The following is a 22440-nucleotide window of genomic DNA, read 5'->3' as shown; positions in this document are numbered from 1 at the left end:
CCTTGAGGGGAGCTAGAGGGGTGTCAGTCCTTGAGGGGAGCCAGAGGGGTGTTAGTACTTAAGGGAGCTAGAGGGGGTGTCAATACTTGAGAAAAGCTAGAAGGATATTCTTTCTATCGTTAGCCCCGTTGTCCGGTAATGATATAAGAAACGCGCTGGGCAATATTTGTCGCGTGGTCAGCCATCCGTTCTAGATCTCGGATAATCAACGCCATCAAAATGAACGGTTCAATCACCCCAGGCTGATTTTGCTGCTGGGCTAGGGCTGCATAAATGCGATCATAATCATCATCGACCCGATCATCTAATCTCTTCACATAAGCACCGGCATTGGGATCTAGATCCGCTAGGGCCACCAAGCTTGTGGACAACATCAACTGGGCATGTTCCGACATCCCTTCAATATCCGCCATCAGAATGTGGGTCGGATAGGGGACTAAACGCATGGACTTTTCCGCCAAATCCTCAGCATAATCAGCGATCCGCTCCAAATCTCGCACCAACTGCATAAACGCACTCACAAACCGACAATCTTGACTCACTGGGGCCTTCAGAGTCAGCATTGCCGAGCAATCAGCTTCAATCCGGCGATAGTAGCGGTCGATTTCTTTATCTAAGGCCCGGAGTGTTTCATAGGCCTCTAAATCTTCTTTAAACAGACAATTATGACCTAAACGAAAGGCTTGCTCGACCAGCGCCCCCATCCGCAAAACTTCTTGTTCTAAACGTTGTAAGGAACGTTCAAATTGCGTTCGTTCTCTTTGGGGTGACTGATGAAACAATTGCATAGATTTTAAATTGCGTTTCTTTATATCGCTTTTTATAGAGACTATTCTTACATTATAATTCCAAAGTTTAAAAAAGATTAAGTTATAATTTGGTTAACGATTTTTCTGAGCAGTTTTCTTTGTAAAAAGAGGCGCTTTATGGGCGAAATCAAGGGCATTTTAGTCGTCAGGAAGACCTAAATCTGGTGGAACTTTGGGGGGTGTAGATTCTCCTGAAGAGTTTGCTCTGTAAGAATTCTGGGATTCTGCAACCCGTGGTAAATTGCTGTTTAAATTGACAGAGGTAAGTGATTGCTTTGTTTGGTTAAGGGGAGAACGTCGCCGTTGGGAAAGTTGCTCTTCATTTGTATTTTCTGCTACCAATTCATACAAAAGGGCCAACTTTGTCGATGATTTACCTTTGCGTAAAATTCGCCCTAAACGTTGTACATATTCTCGACTCGAACCACTACCGGAGAGAATAATCGCTACCCGGGCATTGGGCACATCAACCCCCTCATTCAAAACATGGGAAGTCACCAGGATATGGTATGTTTCGCGACGAAATTTTTCGAGGATTTGGTGCCGTTCCTTGACCGGAGTCTGGTGGGTAATGGCGGGAATTAAAAAGTCCTGGGAGATGCGATAAACAGTGGCGTTATCGTTGGTGAAAATCAGAATTTTTTCGGGGTAATGACGCTCGATCAACTGGGCGAGGGTGCGCAATTTTCCGGCGGTGCCAGCGGCGATATCTTTGGCCTGACGGTGGGCTAACATGGCACGGCGACCCGCAGCGGAACGACAACTGAGCGCAACAAAATTTTGCCAACCTTCGAGGGAACCCAGATAGATATTATTGTCCTGGAGAAATTGGTTGCGGGTGGTGATGAGTTGTTGATATTGGTCGGCCTCGGTGGTAGTCAGAGGAATTTTGAGCTGAATAATTTGGTGCTCGGCTAGGGCTTTCCCGGAGAGGGAACTGGGGGTACGGTCATATACGACAGGCCCAATGAGGTGTTTTAGATCCTGCTCACGGCCATCGCTCCGGTCAGGGGTGGCGGTTAAACCGAGACGATAGGGGGCAATGGAATATTCGGCGATCGCCCGGAAAAAGTCACTGGGTAAATGGTGACATTCATCGAAAATAATCAGCGCATATTGGTTTCCGAGGGTTTCGGCGTGGATCGCGGCGCTGTGGTAGGTGGCAATCAAGATAGGGGTGCGATCACGGGAGCCGCCTCCCAACAGCCCCACATCAATGTTCGGAAAAGCAGTGCTGAGCTGGGCATACCATTGGTGCATCAAATCGAGGGTAGGCACCACTACTAAGGTCGTGCGGGGAGTGCTGGCCATGGCCAGTTGGGCAAGGTAGGTTTTTCCGGCAGCAGTAGGCAAGATCACAACCCCCTGGCGATCGCCTTTTTTCCAGGCTAACAAGGCTTCCCGTTGGTGGGGATAGGGTTCGAGGGGGAAGGCCGGATCAAAATCTAGGGGTGAAAATTGTTGGGCCGCATCGATAAAATCCACCCCTTCGTTTCGTAACCGTTCCACGAGGGGGCGATAATCCTGGGCCGAAAGCCTAAATTTTTCAATGCGGTCATCCCAAGTGACGAAATCTAGCCAAGTTTTACCCTGGGGTGGGGGATGGAGGATCAGGGTGCCCCGGTCATAGGTGAGTTTAGGTCGTCGTCTCATCACCGATAATGCGGTCGAGTTGCCAAAGGATCTGATTACCTTCTCGTTTGACCCGGGAGACAATCCAATTGCGCCAAGTCCATTCATGGCCCCGACTGGTGACGGCACTGGCATTTACATCCATTAGATCTGCCAACTCAGAACTACTAATAAAATAACCATTTTCCGCAATTTCATCGGCAATGCGGAGACTTTCGATGAGGTCTGTTAAGCGCTTAACTCGTTCATGGTAGGGCAGGGTAATGTCTTCAGGGGCAAGGCTGGTGAGATCTGTCATGGGCTCTTGGGGAGATGGATTCGGCGTTACAACGTTAGATTTTGGGTAATCTATTGTCAATTGTGGCGGGCTGTTGGTGCTCGTACCTCTAGATTTTGGTAGATCTTTGGTTGCATTGGGGCTGCGTAGGTTAGGAGCTTGACCCCGGGCAAAGCCATTGGCGATCGCATCGGCCCGTTCATTCCCCGCCTCACCGCTATGGCCTTTGACGTGACACCAAGAGATGGTCGGTTGGTTCAGTTGATTGAGCTGCTGCCAGAGGTCTTGATTTAAAACGGGGTTGCCGGTGGCGGTTTTCCAGCCCTTTTTTTGCCAGCCTTTAATCCATTTGGTGATGCCGTCGATGACATATTTGCTATCGGTAAAAAGGCGCACCGGTTCCGGCTGGGGACAGTCGCGGACAAATTCGAGAGCCTGGATTGCGGCTTGCATTTCCATGCGGTTATTGGTGGTTTCGGGTTGGCGATCGCCCATTTCCAGAACGGTGCCATCGGTAAACTGGATCACCACTCCCCAACCACCGGGGCCAGGATTGCGAATACAGCCACCGTCGGTATAAATGCGGTCAATTGTGCGTTGTTGTGCCATGAAATACGGGGAAAGAACAATGGAGATGGGGACAGAGCAGTGGCCGCGCTTAATTATTCAGCCCAAGGATCTGTCGGTAGCGGTGAGGACGGGGCATTGAGCACTGCTTCGATGGCCTCTAAACGCTCCTGGGCCTGGGCAAAATCCGGCGCAAGATGCAAAACGCGACGGTAGTTGATTTGGGCGTTTTCTAGTTTGTTGAGTTGTTCGAGGGTGAGGCCCCGCTGGTACCAAGCTTCGGTGAGGTCTTCTTGCAATTCGATGGTGGTATTCCAGCTCTTGAGAGCCGCCTGCCATTGTTCAAGGGCCATGAGCACATAACTGTGATCGCGCCAAATGAGAACGTTATCGGGAGCTAACAGAATTGCTTGTTTGAGGGATTCGAGGGCTTGGTCATATTGCTTGAGGCGACCAAAGGCGCTGCCCCGGTTATGCCACACTGCAGAAATTGTTGGATTAATTTCAATCACCTCATCCCAGGCGGCGATCGCCCCGGCAAAATCCCCCTGATCGGCTTTTGTCAGACCAGTCTGAAATAAGGCCTCGATTGTGGCTTCTTGGGTGAATTCCTCTGGTGCCTCTTGGGTTGGTGGTTCTGATGCTTCTGGATTGATCGTTTCCGGAGTTTCAGGCAGGGGCTCCACCATCATTTCTGCTTCGGGGGTGGCAACTGGTTCTGCTACTTCTGGGGACGCTTCTTGGGGTTGTGCTGATGTTGGGGTATTTTCTGGGGCCACTTCTTGCTCAGCGAGTTGATCGGCACCAGCATATTCCCAAATTTCAATGGCGATTTTTCCGCGTCCGGTCACTAATTGTTGCCCTGTATCCCCGAAAGCACGGGCGAAACGCTGTAGCTTTGGTGAGTTTTTAAAGGCATTACTGATATAGAGCAGTCGTGTGCCAACCTGTTGTTGTTGGGGGGGTTGTGCCTGTGCTAGTATTTGCGTACTGTAGCGTTCTAACCATGCTTCCCAGGCGGTGACTTTACCGCGAATCCCCAAATCAGCGATAAATACTTCTAGGCGATCAGGCTGCCATCCCCGCGAGATTCCCTGGAGGAGCTGCGCCAATAAAAATTCAAAATCTGCGTCGGTGAGGGGGGGAAGGTCTACGGTGGGTGTTTGGCCCCGACCCTGAGAGGGAGAAAATAGCTTTTTTAACCAACCCGCCATATCCTTAATAATCCTTTTGCTTGCTCTAGTCGTTCTTGTACTCACCCATTTTATGTTGTTAACCCCCAGATATTAGACATTGGACGTTAGATATCGATTCTTTATCGTTGCTGCTGGATCCATAACTGTTTACTGATCGCCGTCCTTTACCGAATTTTTCGTTGTTTCCCATGGCCTACGAACCGCTCCACCACAAATACCGTCCCCAGACTTTTGCGCAGTTGGTTGGCCAAGAGGCGATCGCCACAACCTTGAGTAATGCCCTCGAACAGCGACGCATTGCCCCGGCCTATTTATTCTCAGGGCCACGGGGGACAGGGAAAACCTCCAGTGCGCGGATCTTGGCTAAGTCTCTAAATTGTCTAAATGCAGCCCAACCGACGCCCCACCCTTGTGGCGAGTGTGAAGTTTGTCGGGCGATCGCCAACGGGTCAGCCTTGGATGTGATTGAAATTGACGCCGCGAGTAATACAGGCGTTGATAATATTCGCGAACTCATCGAGCGATCGCAGTTTGCCCCTGTCCAGTGCCGCTACAAAGTGTATGTCATCGACGAATGCCATATGTTGAGTGTGGCGGCGTTCAATGCCCTATTGAAAACCCTCGAAGAACCCCCTGCCCACGTCGTATTTGTCCTGGCAACAACGGATCCCCAAAGGGTTTTACCCACGATTATTTCCCGCTGTCAACGGTTTGACTATCGACGCATTCCCCTCGATGCGATGGTCGCCCACCTACGGAAAATTGCCCATTTAGAAAATATCGATATTCCCCTCGAATCGGTGACGTTAATTGCGCAAATTGCCAACGGAGGGTTGCGGGATGCAGAAAGTTTATTGGATCAACTGAGTTTGTTGTCCGGTGAAATTACCCCTGATAAGGTCTGGGATTTAGTAGGGGCCGTGCCGGAGCGGGATCTATTGCAATTACTCCAAGTGATTCACAGCAATGATCCAGAGGCAGTTATTCAACAATGCCGGAGCCTGTTAAACCGAGGTCGGGAACCCCTGGTTGTGCTGCAAAATTTGGCGAGCTTTTATCTAAATTTGCTCATTGCCAAAACTGCCCCCCAACGGGGAGATCTGATCGCTGTGACCCAACCAACGTGGGAAATCCTTTGCCAGGAAGCAAACCAGTGGGAGCTTTCGACTATTTTGCAGGGACAGCAACACCTCAAAGAAAGTGAATATCAACTCAAAAATACGACCCAACCGCGTCTGTGGTTAGAAATTACCCTGTTGGGATTACTTCCCGCTGCTTTTGGACAGACCCAAACTACTCGAACCGCGACCACTCCTTTAAATATTCAAACCAATCTACAAACGCAGCCTACCGCGACACCGCCGACTTCTCCGCCACCACAGCAGGACATTCCCCATCCCTTTGGGGAAACACCCCCTGCAACCAATGGCCATGGCTCTGGAACGCCCCCATCTCCGGTAGACACTCAAGTTCACCAAGTTCCTCCCAAACCCGAAGTTCCCCAAGTTCCGGCCCCTGTACCAGAAGCAAAGGCGATCGCCAAAGCGCCACCGTCCCAGGATGTAATCCCTCCAACGGTTCAGCCCACCGAGCCACCCCCTTTATCACCTTCACCTCCTGCAACCACCAGCCCGACAATTTCGGCCCTGGAACGGGAGGAACTATGGCAAGGCATTGTGCGCCAATTGCCCCTGTTGAGCCAGTCTTTGTTTCGAGACCATGGCAAACTGCTCCAGCTTACAGAGCACACCGCCCTCATCGGCATTAAAAGCGCCAATTTACTCAAAATTGCCAAAAATAAAACCCTCCAGCTTGAGGCGGCCTTTGAGAAAATCTGTGGCAATCCCCTTAAGGTGACCTTACAAGTAGGCCATGGTTTAGAAAATGGCCAGGGGGGAACATCAGTAACCCCGATTTTATCTACGCCTGCACCAGCACCAACAGTTATTTCTCCGGCGCGAAATCCTGTCGAGATGCCGCCGCCCCCGGTTACGGAAACTCCGCAGCCCATGGCCCCACCGCCCCTAGGGTCGCCAACCAAACCAGCACCAGATCCAAAACCTCCGGAACCAACACCAACGGCGCACCGCAAAGCAGATCTCGGAGAGACCGCCCCGCCAGCCCCAGCGGTTCCTCCAACCGTTGAATCAGCATCATCGCCTGAACCCACAGCCGCAGCAGAGATCCCAAAAACGACCGATGATATTCAGGCGATCGCCCAACAGTTTGCAGAATTGTTTGACGGAGAGGTGATCGAACTGACTCACTTTGTCCCCCCAGAAGAAACGGATGTGCAGGTTGTGCTGCCTACCGAACCCGAAAAATCTCCGCCATCTGTCCCCGAACCACCAACTACCCCCATTGTCCAAGGCCGTCCACCTGTGCCAGTTGCCCCGGACGATGAGATTCCGTTCTAAGAACCTCGTATCATTGGTGGTGATGTCTCTTAGATGAAGCCCCTATGACTTTACAGCGCACGCCCCTCCATGACCTCGCCATTGCAGCGGGTGCCAAATTTGTACCGTTTTCCGGTTGGGAGATGGCCGTGCAATACAAAGGCCTAAAGGTGGAGCATCAGGCGGTGCGCACAGAAGCGGGAATGTTTGATATTTCCCACATGGGCAAGTTTCAGTTGGCTGGGGAAAACCTCATGGCAGCCATGCAAAAACTGGTGCCTTCAAATCTGGCACGACTTGCTCCCGGTCAAGCGCAATACACCGTGCTACTCAATGACCACGGCGGCATCATCGATGATGTGATCTACTATCACCAGGGCGATCGCCAGGGCTTTTTGATTGTGAATGCGGCTACCACCCAGAAGGATTGGGACTGGTTAACGCGCCATTTGACAGCGCAGGGGATCACTTTAACCGATGTCTCCCAAGAAAATATCTTGCTGGCGATCCAAGGCTCCCAGGCGGAGAAAGCCTTGCAACCTTTTGTGGAAAATTTAGACTTAGCGACCCTGAAGCTGTTTAACCACGGTCAAGGACAAATTTTCGGGGAAACGGCTTTTATTGCCCGGACTGGCTACACCGGCGAAGATGGCTTTGAGGTGATGGTCGCGCCGACCGCAGGGAAAAAACTTTGGAGCGCTTTAATCGATGCGGGGGTGATGCCCTGTGGTTTGGGAGCACGGGATACGCTGCGACTAGAGGCCGGGTTACACCTCTATGGTCAGGACATGAACGACGAGACAACCCCCTTGGAAGCGGGTTTGGGGTGGCTGATCCACTGGCAAGAAAAAGATACGTTTATCGCTAAGGGTATTTTGCAGACCCAAAAAGCAGCGGGCATTCGACGGCGTTTGGTGGGCCTAGAGATGCAGGGACGCGGTATCGCTCGCCATGACTATCCTGTGCTCGTGAATGGTGAAGCAGTGGGCCTTGTGACCAGTGGGACGATGTCCCCCACCCTCGAAAAGGCGATCGCCTTAGCCTATCTCCCATTGGAATTTAGCAAAGTCGGTCAAGCTGTCACCGTAGAAATCCGCGGGAAACAGTACCCAGCCCAGGTGGTGAAAAAACCTTTTTATCGTGCCGCAAAAAAATAGCTGAACCGTTAGCGATATTTTTAGCAAATTTGTGATTTCAATTTAAAAACATCACTCAAGAATCACCAAATGTTATGGTTAGCCAAGTTGCTTTAATTAATACTCTAAAAATAGAACTTCTTAATGCCCTTTGCCAACAATGGAAAATTCAAGAGTTCTCAGTTTTTGGGTCTATTGTGCAAGGAGGTTTTAATCAAGAAAGCGATGTTGATTGCTTGGTAAAATTCTCAGAAGATGCTGACTGGGATTTGTTGGATATTATAAAACTAAAACAGAAACTCTCCGATCTTTTTGATAGACAAGTTGATCTCATCGAACAGGAAAGTATTTCTAATCCTTTCATTTTGAGATCAATCAAAGAGAATCATCGAATTCTTTACTCTAGCCATGGATAGAAACTATGCTCACCTTTGGGACATGTATGAGGCATGTAAACAAATTCAAACATTCATTCAGGGCTTAACGTGGGAAAACTATCGTCAAAATGGATTAGTCCAAAGTGCTGTAGAAAGACAATTTGAGATCTTAGGAGAAGCTGCTCGGAGAGTTTCTTTAGAGTTTCAGAAAAATCATCCTGAAATTCCATGGAGTGCACTGATTGGCCAGCGCAATATTATTTCCCATCAATATGAAAAAGTTAGTCATAAACGAATTTGGCTGACAACGCAAAAATCCCTCCCGTCACTGATGGGACATCTCAAAAAATTGATCCCCAACCTGGAGTGAGCGAGAGACTGAGCCAATTAATTTACTTTGATTGATCACCTCTAAAAATTGGGCCATTAGCGATATTTTTTGAGCAGATTTTCAGAATCCTGGGGGTCAAGGCCATCACCAAGGGCAGTCATGGCCCAGCCATTTTCCTCTCGGCGTAATTCGGCCATCAACATTCCCGTTTTACCTTGGTAGGTTTCCCCGGACAGTTTGTAATGGGCGATCTCTTGGTTGTTGCTCAGGTCAACGAGGCGCACGAAGGCATTTTTAATCTGGCCAAATTCCTGGCCCCGTTGTCGGCCTTGGTAAATGGTGACGGTAAATAACAAGCTTTGGATCGTCGCAGGCACCTGCTCTAAATCGACAAAAATTTGCTCGTCATCCCCTTCGCCGGCGCCAGTGAGGTTGTCCCCTTGGTGGGCGATCGCCCCAGATTTGTGATTAAGATTGGCGTAATACACAAAGTCACTGGCACTGTTGAGTTTCCCTTGGGAATCTAAGCACAGAACCCCGGAGTCGAGGTCAATGCTACCGGCGGGCTTTTTAAAAATGCCGAGGAAACCGCCCCCTGAACTGCTGGTTGCCATGTCCCAGCCGAGGCCAAGCATCACTTTTTTAAGGCCAGGGGCTTCTTTTTTGAGGGAAATGCGGTTGCCTTTTTTCAGTTGAATTGCCATGGGCTTTTACCAAGCGAAACATCATTTAACAGAAGAACCAATGGGGGCGATCGCCGACAATTTTAGGTGCGGATGATCCCCTTGAATTTGGTGAAGATTCCACTCATTTTTAAAGAGAATCACTGGCCGTTCCCAGAGATCTTTGACGATCATCGTATTAAAGATTTTGCCTGCTTTTTCCAGAGCTTCCCAACCATTCGTGACCCAGCGCGCCACACTGTAGGGGATCGGTTCGAGCTTGCTATCCACGCCATATTCGCTTCTGAGACGATGTTGCACCACTTCAAATTGCAGTTGTCCCACCGCTGCAAGAATGGGTTCCCGCTTAAATTCATCGGCGGAATACATGATTTGTACGGCCCCTTCCTCCTGGAGTTCCTTGACCCCTTTTTGGAATTGTTTAAACTTCGAGGGGTTCGGATTTTTTAAATAGGCGAATAGTTCCGGTGAAAAGCAAGGAATGCCCTCATATTCCAATTTTTTGCCGCAATAAATCGTATCGCCAATGGCAAAGACCCCCGGATTGTTCAAACCAATCACATCCCCCGCATAGGCTTCTTCGAGGGATTCGCGGCCCTGGGCAAAAAGCTTCTGGGGGCGAGATAGGCGCACTGTTTTCCCGGTGCGGGCATGGCTGACGGTCATATCCTTTTCAAATTTCCCGGTACAGACTCGCACAAAGGCAACGCGATCGCGGTGTTTGGGATCCATATTTGCCTGGAGCTTAAAGACAAACCCAGTAAATTCCGGGTACGTCGGTTCCAAATCACCGAGGCTAGAAGCACGGGGCTCCGGCTTCAAGGCATATTCTAGGAACGCACTGAGGAAAAGTTGCACCCCAAAATTGGTCATTGCACTGCCAAAGAAAATGGGGGTTTGTTTGCCTGCATGAATCGCTTCTAGGTCAAAGTCGGCACCAATTTCTTCGAGAATTTCTAATTCTTCCTGGAGTTGTTCGTAAAGATCCGCATCTAAAATACCTTCGAGGGCCGGATCATCAATTTTATAAACAGTTTCCGTGGCGGCCTTGGTGCCGTGGGCCGTCCGTTCAAATAAATGCACTTCCTTGAGGCGACGGTCATAAACTCCCTGGAATCTATCGCCCATGCCGATGGGCCAATTGACCGCATAGGTTTGCAGACCCAGTTCCTGTTCAATTTCATCGAGGAGTTCGAGGGGTTCTCGCCCCGGACGGTCTAATTTGTTGATAAAGGTAAAAATGGGCAGCGATCGCAGTTTGCAGACCTCAAATAATTTACGGGTTTGGGTCTCTAGACCCTTGGCCGCATCCACCAGCATTACCGCATTATCCGCTGCTGCGAGGGTACGGTAAGTATCTTCACTAAAGTCTTGGTGACCAGGGGTATCCAGCAGATTAATTTGATAGCCGTTATATAAAAATTGCAGCACCGTCGAGGTAATGGAAATCCCCCGTTGTTGTTCCATCTCCATCCAGTCAGAGGTCACTTTGCGCTGTTCCCGGCGGGCTTTGACGGCCCCGGCTTCGTGAATGGCACCTCCGTACAACAAAAGTTTTTCGGTGAGGGTGGTTTTACCTGCGTCCGGGTGGGAGATGATCGCAAAATTCCGTCGCAATCGGACGGCTTCTTCTAGCTCTGTGTGCAATTCTGTCGCCATAAATCTGGTCTGGGGTTTGTGCTTCTGGATGAATGGTGCGTCTACAATTGTACTGCTTCAATCTCCCCCAGAAAGTCCTCTAGGCTTTTCCCGCTGAGAAAATCCAAGGTTTCAGCCCTAGACAAATGCTGGTGGGGTGGGCAATGGGGACAAATTTGGCGATCGCCATGGTGCAAAGGCGTACCGTCTTGAAAGTATTGCTCTAAATCCCGTTGCAGTTGGGTCAGCAGGGCGACCAGTTCAGTGTGAATGTGCTGATGCCAAGTCTGATCATATTGAAACGTCAGGGATTGGGGCGGTTGGCCTGGGGCAATAAACCAGTAAGTCATCGCGAGTTGTTCAGGCTGATAACCCGTGGTCTCGGCCATGACATAAAGATAGAGCTTCGTTTGCCAGTGGTCTTTTAGATCATCGCTTTGGCGGGGTTGACGGTAGGTTTTCCAGTCGTAAATCTGGAGGGTGTCAGCACCAAAATTGATCCAATCACAAATAATGGTGAGCAGAAAATTTCCCATCATCAGGGTGCGGCGATATTCGGCAGCGGTCTGTTGCTGTTGGTCGAGGAGTTGGGGTTGGGCGGTGAGTAGGGCTTGGAGACTCTGGTGGAGATTGGGATCGGTGGTAATTTGCGCTGGGGGCAAGCCTAGCTGGAGTTGTTGCATCGCCTGGTGAAACCGGATGCCCCATTGCTGATTTTCCAGATAATTGGGGTTGTTGGGAGCCGTCAGTTGCTCCAGATAAAGAGCTTGGAAAGCTGGCGGGCAACGTTGGAAGCGTTCGAGGTGGGCTTGGGATAGATAAAACATGGGAGATTTTCAGGGGCGATCGCCTTTTTCCCTAGATTACAAAACTGGGGATAAATTTTAGGGGAAAAGATTTGCCCAGCGATTGAGGGCCGGATCCTGCTGACAAATGGCGATCGCTTCGCCACTGAATAAGAAGTACTCAAGAAAAAATATCAGAACCCTTTTCAAAAGGGAATATGGTACAAATAACATGTTTCTGCTTGAGCTTTATTTTTCAAGTATGTTGAGTTTTGAGGATCTAATCTGACGGCATTTTTGAAATCTTGTAACGCTTCTCCATATTTTTCTAGGTGATAATAGGCAAGACCTCGCTGATTGTAATAATAAGCATCGTTTGAATCTAGTCTGATCGCTTCATTGAAATTTTTTACCACCTCTTCATGCTCGTCTAATTGTTGATACAAACAGCCTCTCCAATTATACCAACAAGCATTATTCGGATTCAGCGCAATCAATTCATCAAAATCTTTTATGGCTTCTTCATGTTTTTTTGATTGAGACAAGGCTCTGCCCTTAAGAAACAAAATTTCTTGTTCGGAAGGATCTAGCCCTAATATTTGTTTACAAGTCGTAATAGTCAAATGATATTCGTTCTTGGCGAACAAAGAAATAGCTTTTGACTTTAAATCTTCCTTCTTCTGTGATTGCCTCTTTATTTTTTCCTGTAAAGCTTTCAATTGATTAACTTGTTCGGCATAAACTTTATTGAGAGGCTCTGCTAAAATAGCATGAATTTTGGCGATATCTTCTGGAAAGATATTTTGGAAGTTATTGGAAAGTATTATTGGTTCATAGTGAAAATTAAAACTCAAGAAATATAGATCCTTGATGTAAACAATGAGAATTTTTTGGATATAAGAAATTGTTTCCTCAATTTGGAGGATTGCTTCCTCCTGATCATCTAATTGTTTAAAAATCTCAGACATATCCCAAGCAGACAGCTGAATTGTTGTATTTTCTTCGTCTCCCATTCCCCAAAAGACACCACTAAAATAGATCCGATTGCGGATAATCTTGGTTGAGAGAATTAGAGTTGGAATACTATTTAGGATTTTTTGTACCCTAGGAATATCAGTATCTTCGATTGGACTTTTAAAATAGTCACAATAAACTTCTAATTCTGATCTAGGAATATGTTCATTCAAGTCAAAAAGAGTGCTTTTGATTTGCTCATGGAGAACATCAGGACAAAAAAGATCATTGCCCACAATTTTGGGGCGTGAGACCAACGTCAGCAATCGATGCTTAAACTTTTTTGGTTGCAGTAAATCTTCTGTTTCCTCTCGATTTAATTTAGAGTTCCAGTTGCTGAGATCCCACTGCTGCAAGATTTGGCGATTTTGCTGGCTAAACTTTTCTCGATGCCATTGCTCCATCAGCGACAGCTTTAACTGTTCCAGTTCTTTAATTTGTTTTAGCTCCTGGGCTTTTAGCTCTGCAATACGCTGGTTATGTTGGGCAGTATTATTAATCAGTTGCTGCTGTTGTTGATAGGTTAACTTTTTCCATTTTTCCTCCTGCAAAATCATCTCACCTTGCATTTTATTAGAGTCAATAACCAACTGCTTTAATTCAGCCTCTCTTTTTTCTTGCTGAATGACATACTGCTGCAATCGTTTTTGATATCGATCGTCTTTTTCAATGGCAACAGGCGTTGCTGGTGTGATACTCGAACTATTCTTTTTTGTAAATTTGTCAAATAATGTTTTTCCCGCTGCAAGACCAACTCCTGAAAGAACACCACCGATCAGTGGCGCAATTAGTGGCAAAACCATTTTTTATTCTCTAAAACAGTGATTAAGTTAAAGTAAATCTTCAAAAACATTTTCGAGACTCGCGAGGAAGTCTTGAAACACATCCGCGACACCATCACCGTCAGTATCAACTGCTTCTAACCATCCATCACCATTGGCATCCGCATCAAAAAAATCCGGAATATCATCGCCGTCGATGTCCATATCAAAGCCATTTGCGATAGTTTCATTTACCGCTGTTGTTCCATCACCATCAATGACTGTTGAAGCACCATGGACATAGGATTCTACCCATGCAAGATCAGATTGTCCTTCATTAAGAAATTCGTTGTTAAAATTTGCCCCAAGATAAGCAATGTCGGGAATGTTATCCCCATCAGCATCTGGGTCGAAAAAACCCGGAATTCCATCACCATCTACATCAGTATTAAAGTTATCCGCAGTCGTTTCATTCGGATTACTTCTGTAATATCCATCAACTTGTGTACCATCGTGCCTTGTATATCCTGATACTCGGTGAGAGCCAGGTTTTCCGTCGTAGGTAGGTTCGTGAATAGAATCCGTCATAATGGCACCGGAGCTGGGGCAAGTAGGTGTAGATTTTCCAATTATAGCCAGTTAGCAGAAATCGTACACTAAACCAGCAGAAAAATTTAGGCAACATTTACACTGGCAGATTAGTAAGTTTTTTAAAACTCTTTTCTGGTAAGGCTTTCCGCCTCTCCGGCGACGGCGATTAGCAGCGAATAATCGCCTTTTTCCCTAGATTACAAAATCGGACATGAATTTTAAGGGAAAAGATTTGCCCAGCGATTGAGGGCCGGATCCTGCTGACAAATGGCGATCGCCTGGGCGCGCACATTGCGGATGTCATTGATGGTTCCTGCCGCTGGGTTCGTCCGCACATCCATGCAAGCGCAACCATAGCCGTAACTGCCAACATTGGTCACCACCCACTGATCCGGCGCAAAATTCGGCCAGTTCCAGTCTGTTGCTACCTGGTGCCCCCCTTGAACGCCAATGATCCATTCGCGGTCGGCATCGTAGAGAGAAATATTGCCGGGAGTCGGATTCGAGAACCAGCCACAGCGGGTTTCAAAGCTGGTTGAGGTTTGGGCAACGGGTTGTGGCGGTGATTGGGGTTGTACCGGGGGTTGCGGTTGCGTCGGTCTTGATGTTGCGATCCCTCCACCAGTGCCTGTTTCAGCGCTCCCCTCGTCACTGGCCTCAGACCGGGTTGCCGTATTTGCTGGCGGCTCTTGGGCGGTCACATCCTCTGTCGAGGGCGTTTGCGGATCCGATCCAATGGTTACCTCACAGGCGCTTAAACCCAACAACACAGCGACAATCCCTAGCCGATAAATGTGCTTCACCATGGGTAATCTTCTCCAACGCTTCCAGTGATTGATGAAAAGCTGTCTATTTCAAAAAGTGGTTTTCCAATTATCCATCATCAACTTCCAGGATAGACTTGTCGATGTTTTCTCAATTTCTTGATCTTTGCTCAAGAAGAACGTGCATTACATTGGCGATCGCTTGGCGACATCTTTTCTCCTGTGGCCCTATTTCCCATTGTGCCCGATCTTTTTCCGAGGCGAGAATAAAGGCGATCGCCCCTAAAAAAATCCCTGGCCCTCCTAGGCAGCAACCCATCCACTCGGAGGTTAAAATAAGCCACTGACCCTTACAACACGGAGAACCAAGAGTGGAAACGCGATACAGTGCCGCTGATATTGAAGCGAAATGGCAACAACAATGGCTAGAGCTTGGCTTAGACACAACCCCTAGCCAAAGTGACAAGCCAAAATTTTACGCTCTGTCGATGTTTCCCTACCCCTCCGGCAAGCTCCACATGGGTCATGTGCGCAACTATGTGATCACCGATGTCATTGCCCGCTACAAAAGGATGCAAGGCTATCGGGTGCTCCATCCCATGGGTTGGGACGCTTTCGGGCTGCCCGCAGAAAATGCCGCCATCGACCGGGGGATTCCGCCCGCGAAATGGACGTATCAAAATATTGCTCAAATGCGTGAGCAACTCAAACAGTTGGGCCTTTCTATCGATTGGGATCGAGAAGTAGCGACCTGTTCCCCCGACTATTACAAATGGACACAATGGCTCTTTTTGCAGTTTTATAAAGCTGGATTAGCCTACCAAAAAGAAGCGGCAGTAAATTGGGATCCCATTGATCAAACGGTACTTGCCAATGAACAGGTAGACGCGGAAGGCCGTTCCTGGCGGTCGGGGGCGATCGTTGAAAAGAAATTACTGCGCCAATGGTTCCTCAAGATCACCGATTACGCCGAAGAACTTCTCCAGGATCTCAATACCCTCGACGGTTGGCCGGAGCGGGTGAAATTAATGCAAGAAAACTGGATCGGCAAATCCACCGGGGCGCACCTAGAATTTCCCGTTGTCGGTAGCGCTGAAAAAGTCGCAGTCTTTACCACGCGCCCAGATACGGTCTTTGGGGTCACCTACGTTGTCCTCGCGCCGGAACATCCCCTCGTGGCACAGGTGACAACGCCCGCACAAAAAGCTGCCGTTGATGCCTTTATCGCTGAGGTGAGCCAGGAAAGCGAACAGGATCGCACCGCCGATGATAAGCCGAAAAAAGGGGTGGCAACCGGAGGGATGGTGACGAATCCTTTCACTGGGGAAGAAGTGCCGATTCTGATCGCCAATTATGTACTGTATGAATATGGCACAGGGGCAGTAATGGGGGTTCCGGCCCACGATAGCCGTGACTTTAAGTTTGCTAAGGAAAATAATTTACCGATCAAAACAGTAATTATTCCGGAAGGGGGCGACGCGACGGCGGCACTCACAGAGGCTTATACCGATGCGGGCATTATGGTGAATAGTGGCCAGTTCGATGGCCTAGTTTCCACCGAAGGGAAAAAGGCGATCGCCAAATTTGCCGCTGAAAATGGTTTCGGTCGAGAACAAATTCAATATCGTCTGCGAGATTGGCTAATTTCTCGACAGCGGTACTGGGGCTGCCCAATCCCGATGATTTACTGCGATGATTGCGGTGTGGTGCCGGTGCCCGACAGTGATCTTCCTGTTGTATTGCCCGAAGATGTCGAATTTTCGGCGCGGGGTGGTTCGCCCTTGGCCCAGATGGCAGATTGGCAAGCGGTGGACTGTCCCTGTTGCGGGAAAGCGGCCCGCCGGGAAACGGATACGATGGATACCTTTATTGATTCGTCCTGGTATTTTCTGCGCTACACCGACGCCAACAATACCGAAAAACCCTTCGCCCTTGACCCAGTTAACGATTGGATGGCGGTGGATCAATACGTGGGCGGCATTGAACACGCGATTCTCCACCTGCTCTACTCCCGTTTCTTTACAAAAGTGGTGCGCGATCGCCAACTGGTGAGCGTAGATGAACCCTTCAAGCGCTTGTTAACCCAGGGAATGGTGCAGGCACTGACCTACAAAAATTCCCGCACGAATAAATATGTACCCGCTGATCAAGTTGATCCCAATGATCCCAAAGATCCAGAAACCGGCGAACCGCTCGCAGGCTTCTACGAAAAAATGTCGAAGTCGAAATACAATGGCGTCGACCCGGCTCTGGTGTTAGACAAATACGGCGCGGATACGGCGCGGATGTTCATTCTCTTTAAAGCGCCCCCCGAAAAGGATCTAGAGTGGGACGATGCCGATGTGGAAGGGCAATTCCGCTTTTTGAACCGGATTTGGAATTTAGTCGCTGGCTACGAAGCGGCAGAAACTAGCGTTAAAGCGACAGGCGAACTGTCTAAGGCAGAAAAAGATCTGCGTCGGGCCGTGCACACTGCGATTAAAGAAATCCAAGAAGACCTCGAAGGGGACTATCAATTTAATACGGCGATCGCCGAACTGATGAAGCTCAATAACGCGATCAAAGACGTGAAATGCGTGGATTCCCCCGTGTACAAAGAGGCGATCGAAACGCTGATTTTACTGCTGGCTCCCTTTGCGCCCCACATCGCCGATGAACTTTGGTCAAATCTCGGTCACAGTGAATCGATCCACACCGTTCCCTTCCCACAATTGGATGAAGCTGCCCTGACAGTGGACGAAATTACCATCGTGATCCAAATCCTCGGTAAAACCCGGGGGACAATCCAAGTACCAGCAGGGATTAGCAAAGCGGATCTAGAGAAAACTGCCACAGCTTCCGACATTGCCCAACGCTATATTGCGGGCAAAGAAATTAAAAAAGTGATCGTTGTCCCGAACAAATTGGTGAACTTTGTCATTCCTAAGTAATCGGCCAAATTGATTTGTAAGGAAATAGAGGGTGCCGTGAAAGTTAGCTCACTGGCCCTCTTTTTTTATGACGATTTCTGTGGCTAATTTCCTCACTGAGCATAAAAAAACTCTCCCTTGATCCACAACAATGACGGGGAGAGCCTCAAAAGCTCAATGGGATTTCAAAAAGAGGCTGATCTTAGCCCGTCGCCGCAGCGGCAGACAAATGCTCTGGCATCGGGACATTGGCGCGATAGTGGGGATCAACCCAAGCTTTGGGGAGCGATTCCCCCGAAGGGAAAATAAGTTCAGCTTTCGGATAAAATTCCGGATCTTGCATTTCTTCCCCGGCATGGGCACGGGCCCAAACTTTCGTTTTGAACGGATCCCATAATTCGGGCAGGTTCAGCACTTCGATCAAGACCTGTTCTGGGGCGTGGTTGAGAAACATTGGAAACCTCCGTGGCAACTTCAAAGTGGTTGAGGTGCAACAAGGCTCAGGCGTGTCAGGGATTTATCGACAAAATCGGCGCGTAATTTTAAAGTTAATCAGCTTAATATCTGGCCTAAGCCCAATTGATTAAGGAAAAGGCGATCGCCTTTCGGCAGCAGCTTTTATCTTATTTGCTAGGTCAAAAAGCAGAAAAATCGAGCGTTACTGCCCCCTAATCTACCTCTAGCATGGCATTTCCACCGCTAAAACGCCGTGCTTTATGAATTTTTCTAACGGTTACAGCCCCGTATCTTGTTGATTCCCATCGACCCGAAACAAGCTCTACAATGGCAATACTTTCCCTCAAAATTTGCCCATGACAAAGAGCGTCATCGAAATTTTATCCGCTGAGGAGATGCGTCGCACCATCACCCGCCTAGCCTCGCAAATTGTCGAAAAAGCGGGGGATTTGACCGACTTAGTTCTGCTGGGGATTCATACCCGTGGTGTTCCCCTTGCTGAAAATATCGCCAAGCAAATTGAAACCCTCGAAGGCATTGCGGTGCCCGTCGGTGCCCTTGATATCACGTTTTATCGCGATGACCTCGACCAAATTCGGGTACGCACACCCTCAAAAACAGATATTCCCTTTGATCTCAATGGCAAGAATCTCGTCCTAATCGATGATGTGATTTATAAAGGTCGCACCATCCGCGCCGCCCTCAATGCCGTGAATGATTATGGTCGCCCGGAAGTGATCCGCCTAGCGGTTTTAGTTGACCGGGGTCATCGCCAACTGCCGATTCAGCCAGATTTTACCGGGAAAAAGCTCCCCACCGCCAAAGACGAAAAAGTCAAAGTTTATCTCCAGGATTTAGATGGCCGCGACGCTGTGGAACTGATCAAGTAGGCTCAAATAGGCAATAAAAAAAGGTGCATCAAAAGTTTTACGACACACCTTCTCACTTTATTTCAGTACAACATCCTAGTGGAGGAAATGGCGGGAACCCGTGAACATCATGATCAGCCCCAATTCATTAGCCGCCTTGATCGAATCTTCGTCCCGAATGGAGCCACCCGGTTGAACGATCGCCTTAATCCCTGCTGCGGCCGCATTCCGTACCGAATCATCGAAGGGAAAGAAAGCATCACTGGCCAGATACGCACCCTGGGCCTTTTCGCCCGCCTGTTCAAAGGCAATTTTTGCGGCACCGACTCGGTTCATCTGGCCTGCGCCAACACCGACGGTAGTGCGATCCTTGGAAACAAGAATCGCGTTGGATTTAACGTGCTTGCACAGTTTCCAGGCGAAGAACAATTCCGCGAGATCCGCTTCGCTGGGTTGCTTCTCCGTGACGCACTGCCAATCCTTGGGGTCTTCAATTTGAATGTCGGCATCCTGGGCCAAAAAACCACCGGCGATCGCCTTTAGGGTTTGGGTCGGGCCAGTGAGCAGATCGGGGAGGGTTAAAACCCGCAGATTTTTTTTCTTCGCGATAATTTCTCTGGCTTCTGGGGTGCAGTCAGGGGCGACCACACATTCTAAAAAGACTTTCCCCATGGCTTCGGCAGTAGGGCCATCGAGGGGTTTATTGAGGGCGACAATGCCCCCAAAAGCAGACACAGAATCAGCGGCAAAAGCTTTTTCGTAAGCTTCTCGCAACGTCGAACCCAGGGCGACACCACAGGGATTAGTGTGCTTGAGAATTGCGACGGCAGGATCGCCATCGGGGAATTCCGCAATGATCCGTCGTGCCGCTTCGAGATCCACGAGGTTGTTGTAGCTGAGTTCCTTGCCCTGGAGTTTTTCAGCGGCGGCCCAACCACTAACTTGGGTGCCCGTCTTGTACCAAGTGGCTTTTTGGTGGGGGTTTTCGCCGTAACGGAGGGTTTGCACTGCTTCACCACTCATTCCCAATCGTTGAGGTAAGTCAGCTTCAGCATTCACGGTGCTAGCAAAATAACTGGAAATGGCCTGATCATAGGCGCAGGTGAGGGCAAAGGTTTCTCCGGCCATCCGTTGACGGAATTCAATCGTGGCAGTGCCGCTGTTATTGCGTAGTTCCGTTAAATATTCGTCGTAATAGCGGGGATTAGAAATGACCGTAAGGCTCCCGAAATTTTTCGCCGCTGCCCGGAGCATGGCGGGGCCACCGATATCAATTTGTTCAACGGCTTCGGGAACAGTTACACCCGCTTTGGCAATGGTCTGCTCGAAGGGATAAAGATTGACCGCGACGAGGCTGAGGGGCCGAATCTTGTTGTCGTCTAAGTCTTGTAAATGTTCAGGGAAGTCCTGGCGAGCGAGGATGCCCCCGTGGATCTTGGGATGGAGAGTTTTTACACGGCCACCGAGGATTTCTGGGGAACCGGTGTAATCGCTGACTTTGGTGACGGGGACGCCTGCATCCTTGAGGGCTTTGGCGGTGCCGCCGCTACTGATGATGTCAAATTCAAATTCTTCTACGAGTTGCCGGGCAAATTCAACGATGCCAGTTTTGTCTGAGACGCTCAATAGTGCTAAACGACGTGCCATATCCGCGATTTCCTTATGTGAACCAGCGTCCCATCATACGCGATCGCCGAAACTTTCTTCAAATGAGACGAGAAGAAATTTTTTAAAGAAATAGTTAGAAAGTTAGGGGAAGATTAGTTGCTCAGTCGGCACGTCAAACTCATTAAGACATACCTAAGTAAACATTGTAAACTTCTTTAATAAACTCTGAAGTAGCATTACTAAAGTCACCATGTCAATAAGTGTCACAAAGTATTTTGTGCATTTTTTTATTCTCAGAAGTTGAGCTTACTTTAGTTTAAGACGAATTCTATACGTCCGAAATAAATTGAAGCAATCTAAATCCAGACAATTGAGAATACATTGATTTATTTTATTTTTCCGCAAAAGTACTTCTGAGGATATGTTTTACAATCCCCAGTCAGAGAGTTCCTCGATAGTGCTTTCTATTTCCCTTGTTAGATTATCGATTCGGAACATAGTTGGCAAAAAACTAAATAGAATCAAAAAATTCAAAAGCGACAAGGCTAAAGTGGCGACCAAAAGCTTTTGGGTGAAATCAAGTCTTTGAAAAAAGGATTTTTCTTGCGAATTCATGACTCTTTATTTCTTGATTTAAGAATTGTGTCAATTAATTATAGGACAGAAGATACACATTTAAAAGTATTATAGAGGCTCTTTTTTAAGTTTTGTCAAAATTTTCAATAGAAAATTTGATGTTCTTCTGAGTAGTATTTCATGATACAGACTAAAAGCTTTTTATTTAGCATTCCTCTCCCCCAAGCTGCGGCCTTTCTCGTTTTTTTTTCGCTGGCGTCCTCAGCAAAGCTGTTTCCCAAAAAAATCTACAGTTACTTTAAACCTACACTTCGGCATATGTTTTTTCAGAAAAAAATCCGTTCTTCCGTTCTAACCGCCTTACTAATGATGGGTGCTGCATCAGGAACCGTCGCCTGTTCTCAGCTTAGTAGTGGAACGGGTGATCCTATTGAAAATACCGCAGAGCAAACAGAAGCAGATCAACAGACAGAAACGGTCGGCCTCTGGCCAATCGAGGTCGGCGATCGCTGGGGCTATATCGATAAAGAAGGGACGATGGTGATCAACCCTCAGTTTGATGAGGCTGAACCTTTCTCGGAAGAGCTAGCGCCAGTTAAGGTCGGCGATCGTTGGGGCTATATCGATAAAGAAGGGACGATGGTGATCAACCCTCAATCTGATTATTCTGAACCTTTCACGGAGGGGCTGGCTCTTGTCTGGGCCGGTGGTCGCGCGGGCTACATCGATAAAGAAGGAACAATGGTGATCAATCTTCAGTTTGATTCTGCTGGCCCTTTCTCAGAGGGGCTGGCGCCAGTTAAGGTTGGTGAGCGCTGGGGCTATATCGACAAAGAAGGAACGATAGTTATCAATCCTCAGTTTGATAGGGCTGGGACTTTCTCAGAGGGGCTAGCGCAAGTCCAGGTCGGTGAGCGCATGGGCTACATCAACAAGGAGGGAACGATGGTGATTAATCCTCAATTTGATTCGGCTTGGTATTTCTCAGAGGGGCTAGCGCAAGTCCAGGTCGGCGAGCGCTGGGGCTACATCAACAAGGAGGGAACGATGGTGATTAATCCTCAA

19 protein-coding genes and 1 pseudogene are annotated in these 22440 nt (G+C 48.5%); 7 read left to right on the top strand and 13 right to left on the bottom strand.

Annotation, left to right across the window (positions count from 1 at the left end; translation table 11 throughout):
• Window positions 1–119 precede the first annotated feature (119 nt).
• The 5 genes and pseudogenes from phoU to AACR41_RS05100 form a co-directional block, all read right to left on the bottom strand.
• Window positions 120–788: a phosphate signaling complex protein PhoU gene (phoU, locus tag AACR41_RS05120; RefSeq protein ID WP_030007465.1), complete on the bottom strand. Its 669-nt coding sequence runs from the start codon at window positions 786–788 to the stop codon at window positions 120–122.
• 159 nt (window positions 789–947) lie between these two features.
• Window positions 948–2462 carry a DEAD/DEAH box helicase gene (locus AACR41_RS05115; RefSeq protein WP_030007464.1) on the bottom strand — a complete coding sequence of 505 codons (1515 nt, stop codon included), beginning with the start codon at window positions 2460–2462 and terminating at the stop codon, window positions 948–950.
• Window positions 2446–2739, bottom strand: coding sequence for a hypothetical protein (locus AACR41_RS05110; protein WP_315862037.1), 294 nt, complete (start codon window positions 2737–2739; stop codon window positions 2446–2448). Before AACR41_RS05110 ends, AACR41_RS05115 begins: the two co-directional genes overlap by 17 nt.
• Before the next feature lie 162 nt (window positions 2740–2901).
• A pseudogene (rnhA, locus tag AACR41_RS05105) lies at window positions 2902–3327 on the bottom strand (ribonuclease HI); the annotation flags it as partial.
• A gap of 53 nt (window positions 3328–3380) precedes the next feature.
• The gene (locus AACR41_RS05100) at window positions 3381–4499 is read right to left on the bottom strand and encodes a tetratricopeptide repeat protein (protein WP_030007463.1); all 1119 of its coding nucleotides are present in this window, start codon (window positions 4497–4499) and stop codon (window positions 3381–3383) included.
• Window positions 4500–4669: 170 nt separating this feature from the next.
• On the opposite strand from AACR41_RS05100, the gene AACR41_RS05095 reads away from it, so the two are divergent.
• The 4 genes from AACR41_RS05095 (at window position 4670) to AACR41_RS05080 (ending at window position 8760) form a co-directional block, all read left to right on the top strand.
• A complete protein-coding gene (locus AACR41_RS05095; protein ID WP_030007462.1) occupies window positions 4670–6898 on the top strand; it encodes a DNA polymerase III subunit gamma/tau in 2229 nt (742 codons plus the stop codon).
• 44 nt (window positions 6899–6942) lie between these two features.
• Window positions 6943–8034 carry a glycine cleavage system aminomethyltransferase GcvT gene (gene gcvT / locus AACR41_RS05090; protein WP_030007461.1) on the top strand — a complete coding sequence of 364 codons (1092 nt, stop codon included), beginning with the start codon at window positions 6943–6945 and terminating at the stop codon, window positions 8032–8034.
• Between the two features lie 74 nt (window positions 8035–8108).
• Entirely contained in the window at window positions 8109–8429 is a 321-nt protein-coding gene (locus AACR41_RS05085) for a nucleotidyltransferase family protein (RefSeq protein WP_030007460.1), read from the top strand.
• Entirely contained in the window at window positions 8422–8760 is a 339-nt protein-coding gene (locus AACR41_RS05080) for a HepT-like ribonuclease domain-containing protein (RefSeq protein WP_030007459.1), read from the top strand. Before AACR41_RS05085 ends, AACR41_RS05080 begins: the two co-directional genes overlap by 8 nt.
• Before the next feature lie 56 nt (window positions 8761–8816).
• Here AACR41_RS05080 and AACR41_RS05075 read toward each other — a convergent pair whose 3' ends face one another.
• From AACR41_RS05075 to AACR41_RS05050, 6 genes are all read right to left on the bottom strand, one after another.
• Window positions 8817–9425 (bottom strand): TerD family protein, encoded by a 609-nt coding sequence (locus tag AACR41_RS05075; protein WP_030007458.1) that lies wholly within the window; start codon window positions 9423–9425, stop codon window positions 8817–8819.
• A gap of 21 nt (window positions 9426–9446) precedes the next feature.
• Window positions 9447–11063 (bottom strand): peptide chain release factor 3, encoded by a 1617-nt coding sequence (prfC, locus tag AACR41_RS05070; RefSeq protein ID WP_030007457.1) that lies wholly within the window; start codon window positions 11061–11063, stop codon window positions 9447–9449.
• A 41-nt stretch (window positions 11064–11104) separates the two neighbouring features.
• On the bottom strand, window positions 11105–11869 hold the full coding sequence (locus AACR41_RS05065) for a PD-(D/E)XK nuclease family protein (RefSeq protein WP_030007456.1): 765 nt from the start codon (window positions 11867–11869) through the stop codon (window positions 11105–11107).
• Window positions 11870–12033: 164 nt separating this feature from the next.
• Window positions 12034–13644 (bottom strand): tetratricopeptide repeat protein, encoded by a 1611-nt coding sequence (locus AACR41_RS05060; protein WP_030007455.1) that lies wholly within the window; start codon window positions 13642–13644, stop codon window positions 12034–12036.
• 27 nt (window positions 13645–13671) lie between these two features.
• Window positions 13672–14190 (bottom strand): hypothetical protein, encoded by a 519-nt coding sequence (locus tag AACR41_RS05055; RefSeq protein ID WP_030007454.1) that lies wholly within the window; start codon window positions 14188–14190, stop codon window positions 13672–13674.
• A gap of 221 nt (window positions 14191–14411) precedes the next feature.
• Window positions 14412–14999, bottom strand: a complete 588-nt coding sequence (locus AACR41_RS05050; protein WP_052349686.1) for a DUF4087 domain-containing protein — start codon at window positions 14997–14999, stop codon at window positions 14412–14414.
• Window positions 15000–15328: 329 nt separating this feature from the next.
• Between AACR41_RS05050 and leuS the strand changes: the two genes are divergently transcribed.
• Window positions 15329–17887: a leucine--tRNA ligase gene (gene leuS, locus AACR41_RS05045; protein WP_030007452.1), complete on the top strand. Its 2559-nt coding sequence runs from the start codon at window positions 15329–15331 to the stop codon at window positions 17885–17887.
• A gap of 181 nt (window positions 17888–18068) precedes the next feature.
• Here leuS and AACR41_RS05040 read toward each other — a convergent pair whose 3' ends face one another.
• Window positions 18069–18320: a hypothetical protein gene (locus tag AACR41_RS05040; RefSeq protein ID WP_030007451.1), complete on the bottom strand. Its 252-nt coding sequence runs from the start codon at window positions 18318–18320 to the stop codon at window positions 18069–18071.
• Window positions 18321–18678: 358 nt separating this feature from the next.
• Here AACR41_RS05040 and pyrR point away from each other — a divergent pair, with 358 nt between their 5' ends.
• Window positions 18679–19212 carry a bifunctional pyr operon transcriptional regulator/uracil phosphoribosyltransferase PyrR gene (pyrR, locus tag AACR41_RS05035; protein ID WP_030007450.1) on the top strand — a complete coding sequence of 178 codons (534 nt, stop codon included), beginning with the start codon at window positions 18679–18681 and terminating at the stop codon, window positions 19210–19212.
• A gap of 75 nt (window positions 19213–19287) precedes the next feature.
• Here the strand turns inward: pyrR and purH are convergent, their stop codons facing one another.
• A complete protein-coding gene (gene purH / locus AACR41_RS05030) occupies window positions 19288–20838 on the bottom strand; it encodes a bifunctional phosphoribosylaminoimidazolecarboxamide formyltransferase/IMP cyclohydrolase (protein WP_030007449.1) in 1551 nt (516 codons plus the stop codon).
• A gap of 717 nt (window positions 20839–21555) precedes the next feature.
• On the opposite strand from purH, the gene AACR41_RS05025 reads away from it, so the two are divergent.
• On the top strand, window positions 21556–22440 hold an 885-nt coding region (locus AACR41_RS05025; protein WP_161768744.1), incomplete at its 3' end, for a WG repeat-containing protein.

Origin of the sequence: Picosynechococcus sp. NKBG042902, assembly GCF_963864045.1 — a bacterium.
Lineage (GTDB): Bacteria > Cyanobacteriota > Cyanobacteriia > Cyanobacteriales > MRBY01 > MRBY01.
The sequence above is the reverse complement of the archived record's forward strand: the minus strand, read 5'-3'. Positions and strand labels throughout refer to the sequence as shown.

What these genes read in the sequence shown, in the direction of transcription:
- phoU (WP_030007465.1), bottom strand. Translation starts at nt 788, where the DNA reads ATGCAATTGTTTCATCAGTCACCCCAAAGAGAACGAACGCAATTTGAA.
- AACR41_RS05115 (WP_030007464.1), bottom strand. Translation starts at nt 2,462, where the DNA reads ATGAGACGACGACCTAAACTCACCTATGACCGGGGCACCCTGATCCTC.
- AACR41_RS05110 (WP_315862037.1), bottom strand. Translation starts at nt 2,739, where the DNA reads ATGACAGATCTCACCAGCCTTGCCCCTGAAGACATTACCCTGCCCTAC.
- AACR41_RS05100 (WP_030007463.1), bottom strand. Translation starts at nt 4,499, where the DNA reads ATGGCGGGTTGGTTAAAAAAGCTATTTTCTCCCTCTCAGGGTCGGGGC.
- AACR41_RS05095 (WP_030007462.1), top strand. Translation starts at nt 4,670, where the DNA reads ATGGCCTACGAACCGCTCCACCACAAATACCGTCCCCAGACTTTTGCG.
- gcvT (WP_030007461.1), top strand. Translation starts at nt 6,943, where the DNA reads ATGACTTTACAGCGCACGCCCCTCCATGACCTCGCCATTGCAGCGGGT.
- AACR41_RS05085 (WP_030007460.1), top strand. Translation starts at nt 8,109, where the DNA reads ATGGTTAGCCAAGTTGCTTTAATTAATACTCTAAAAATAGAACTTCTT.
- AACR41_RS05080 (WP_030007459.1), top strand. Translation starts at nt 8,422, where the DNA reads ATGGATAGAAACTATGCTCACCTTTGGGACATGTATGAGGCATGTAAA.
- AACR41_RS05075 (WP_030007458.1), bottom strand. Translation starts at nt 9,425, where the DNA reads ATGGCAATTCAACTGAAAAAAGGCAACCGCATTTCCCTCAAAAAAGAA.
- prfC (WP_030007457.1), bottom strand. Translation starts at nt 11,063, where the DNA reads ATGGCGACAGAATTGCACACAGAGCTAGAAGAAGCCGTCCGATTGCGA.
- AACR41_RS05065 (WP_030007456.1), bottom strand. Translation starts at nt 11,869, where the DNA reads ATGTTTTATCTATCCCAAGCCCACCTCGAACGCTTCCAACGTTGCCCG.
- AACR41_RS05060 (WP_030007455.1), bottom strand. Translation starts at nt 13,644, where the DNA reads ATGGTTTTGCCACTAATTGCGCCACTGATCGGTGGTGTTCTTTCAGGA.
- AACR41_RS05055 (WP_030007454.1), bottom strand. Translation starts at nt 14,190, where the DNA reads ATGACGGATTCTATTCACGAACCTACCTACGACGGAAAACCTGGCTCT.
- AACR41_RS05050 (WP_052349686.1), bottom strand. Translation starts at nt 14,999, where the DNA reads ATGGTGAAGCACATTTATCGGCTAGGGATTGTCGCTGTGTTGTTGGGT.
- AACR41_RS05040 (WP_030007451.1), bottom strand. Translation starts at nt 18,320, where the DNA reads ATGTTTCTCAACCACGCCCCAGAACAGGTCTTGATCGAAGTGCTGAAC.
- pyrR (WP_030007450.1), top strand. Translation starts at nt 18,679, where the DNA reads ATGACAAAGAGCGTCATCGAAATTTTATCCGCTGAGGAGATGCGTCGC.
- purH (WP_030007449.1), bottom strand. Translation starts at nt 20,838, where the DNA reads ATGGCACGTCGTTTAGCACTATTGAGCGTCTCAGACAAAACTGGCATC.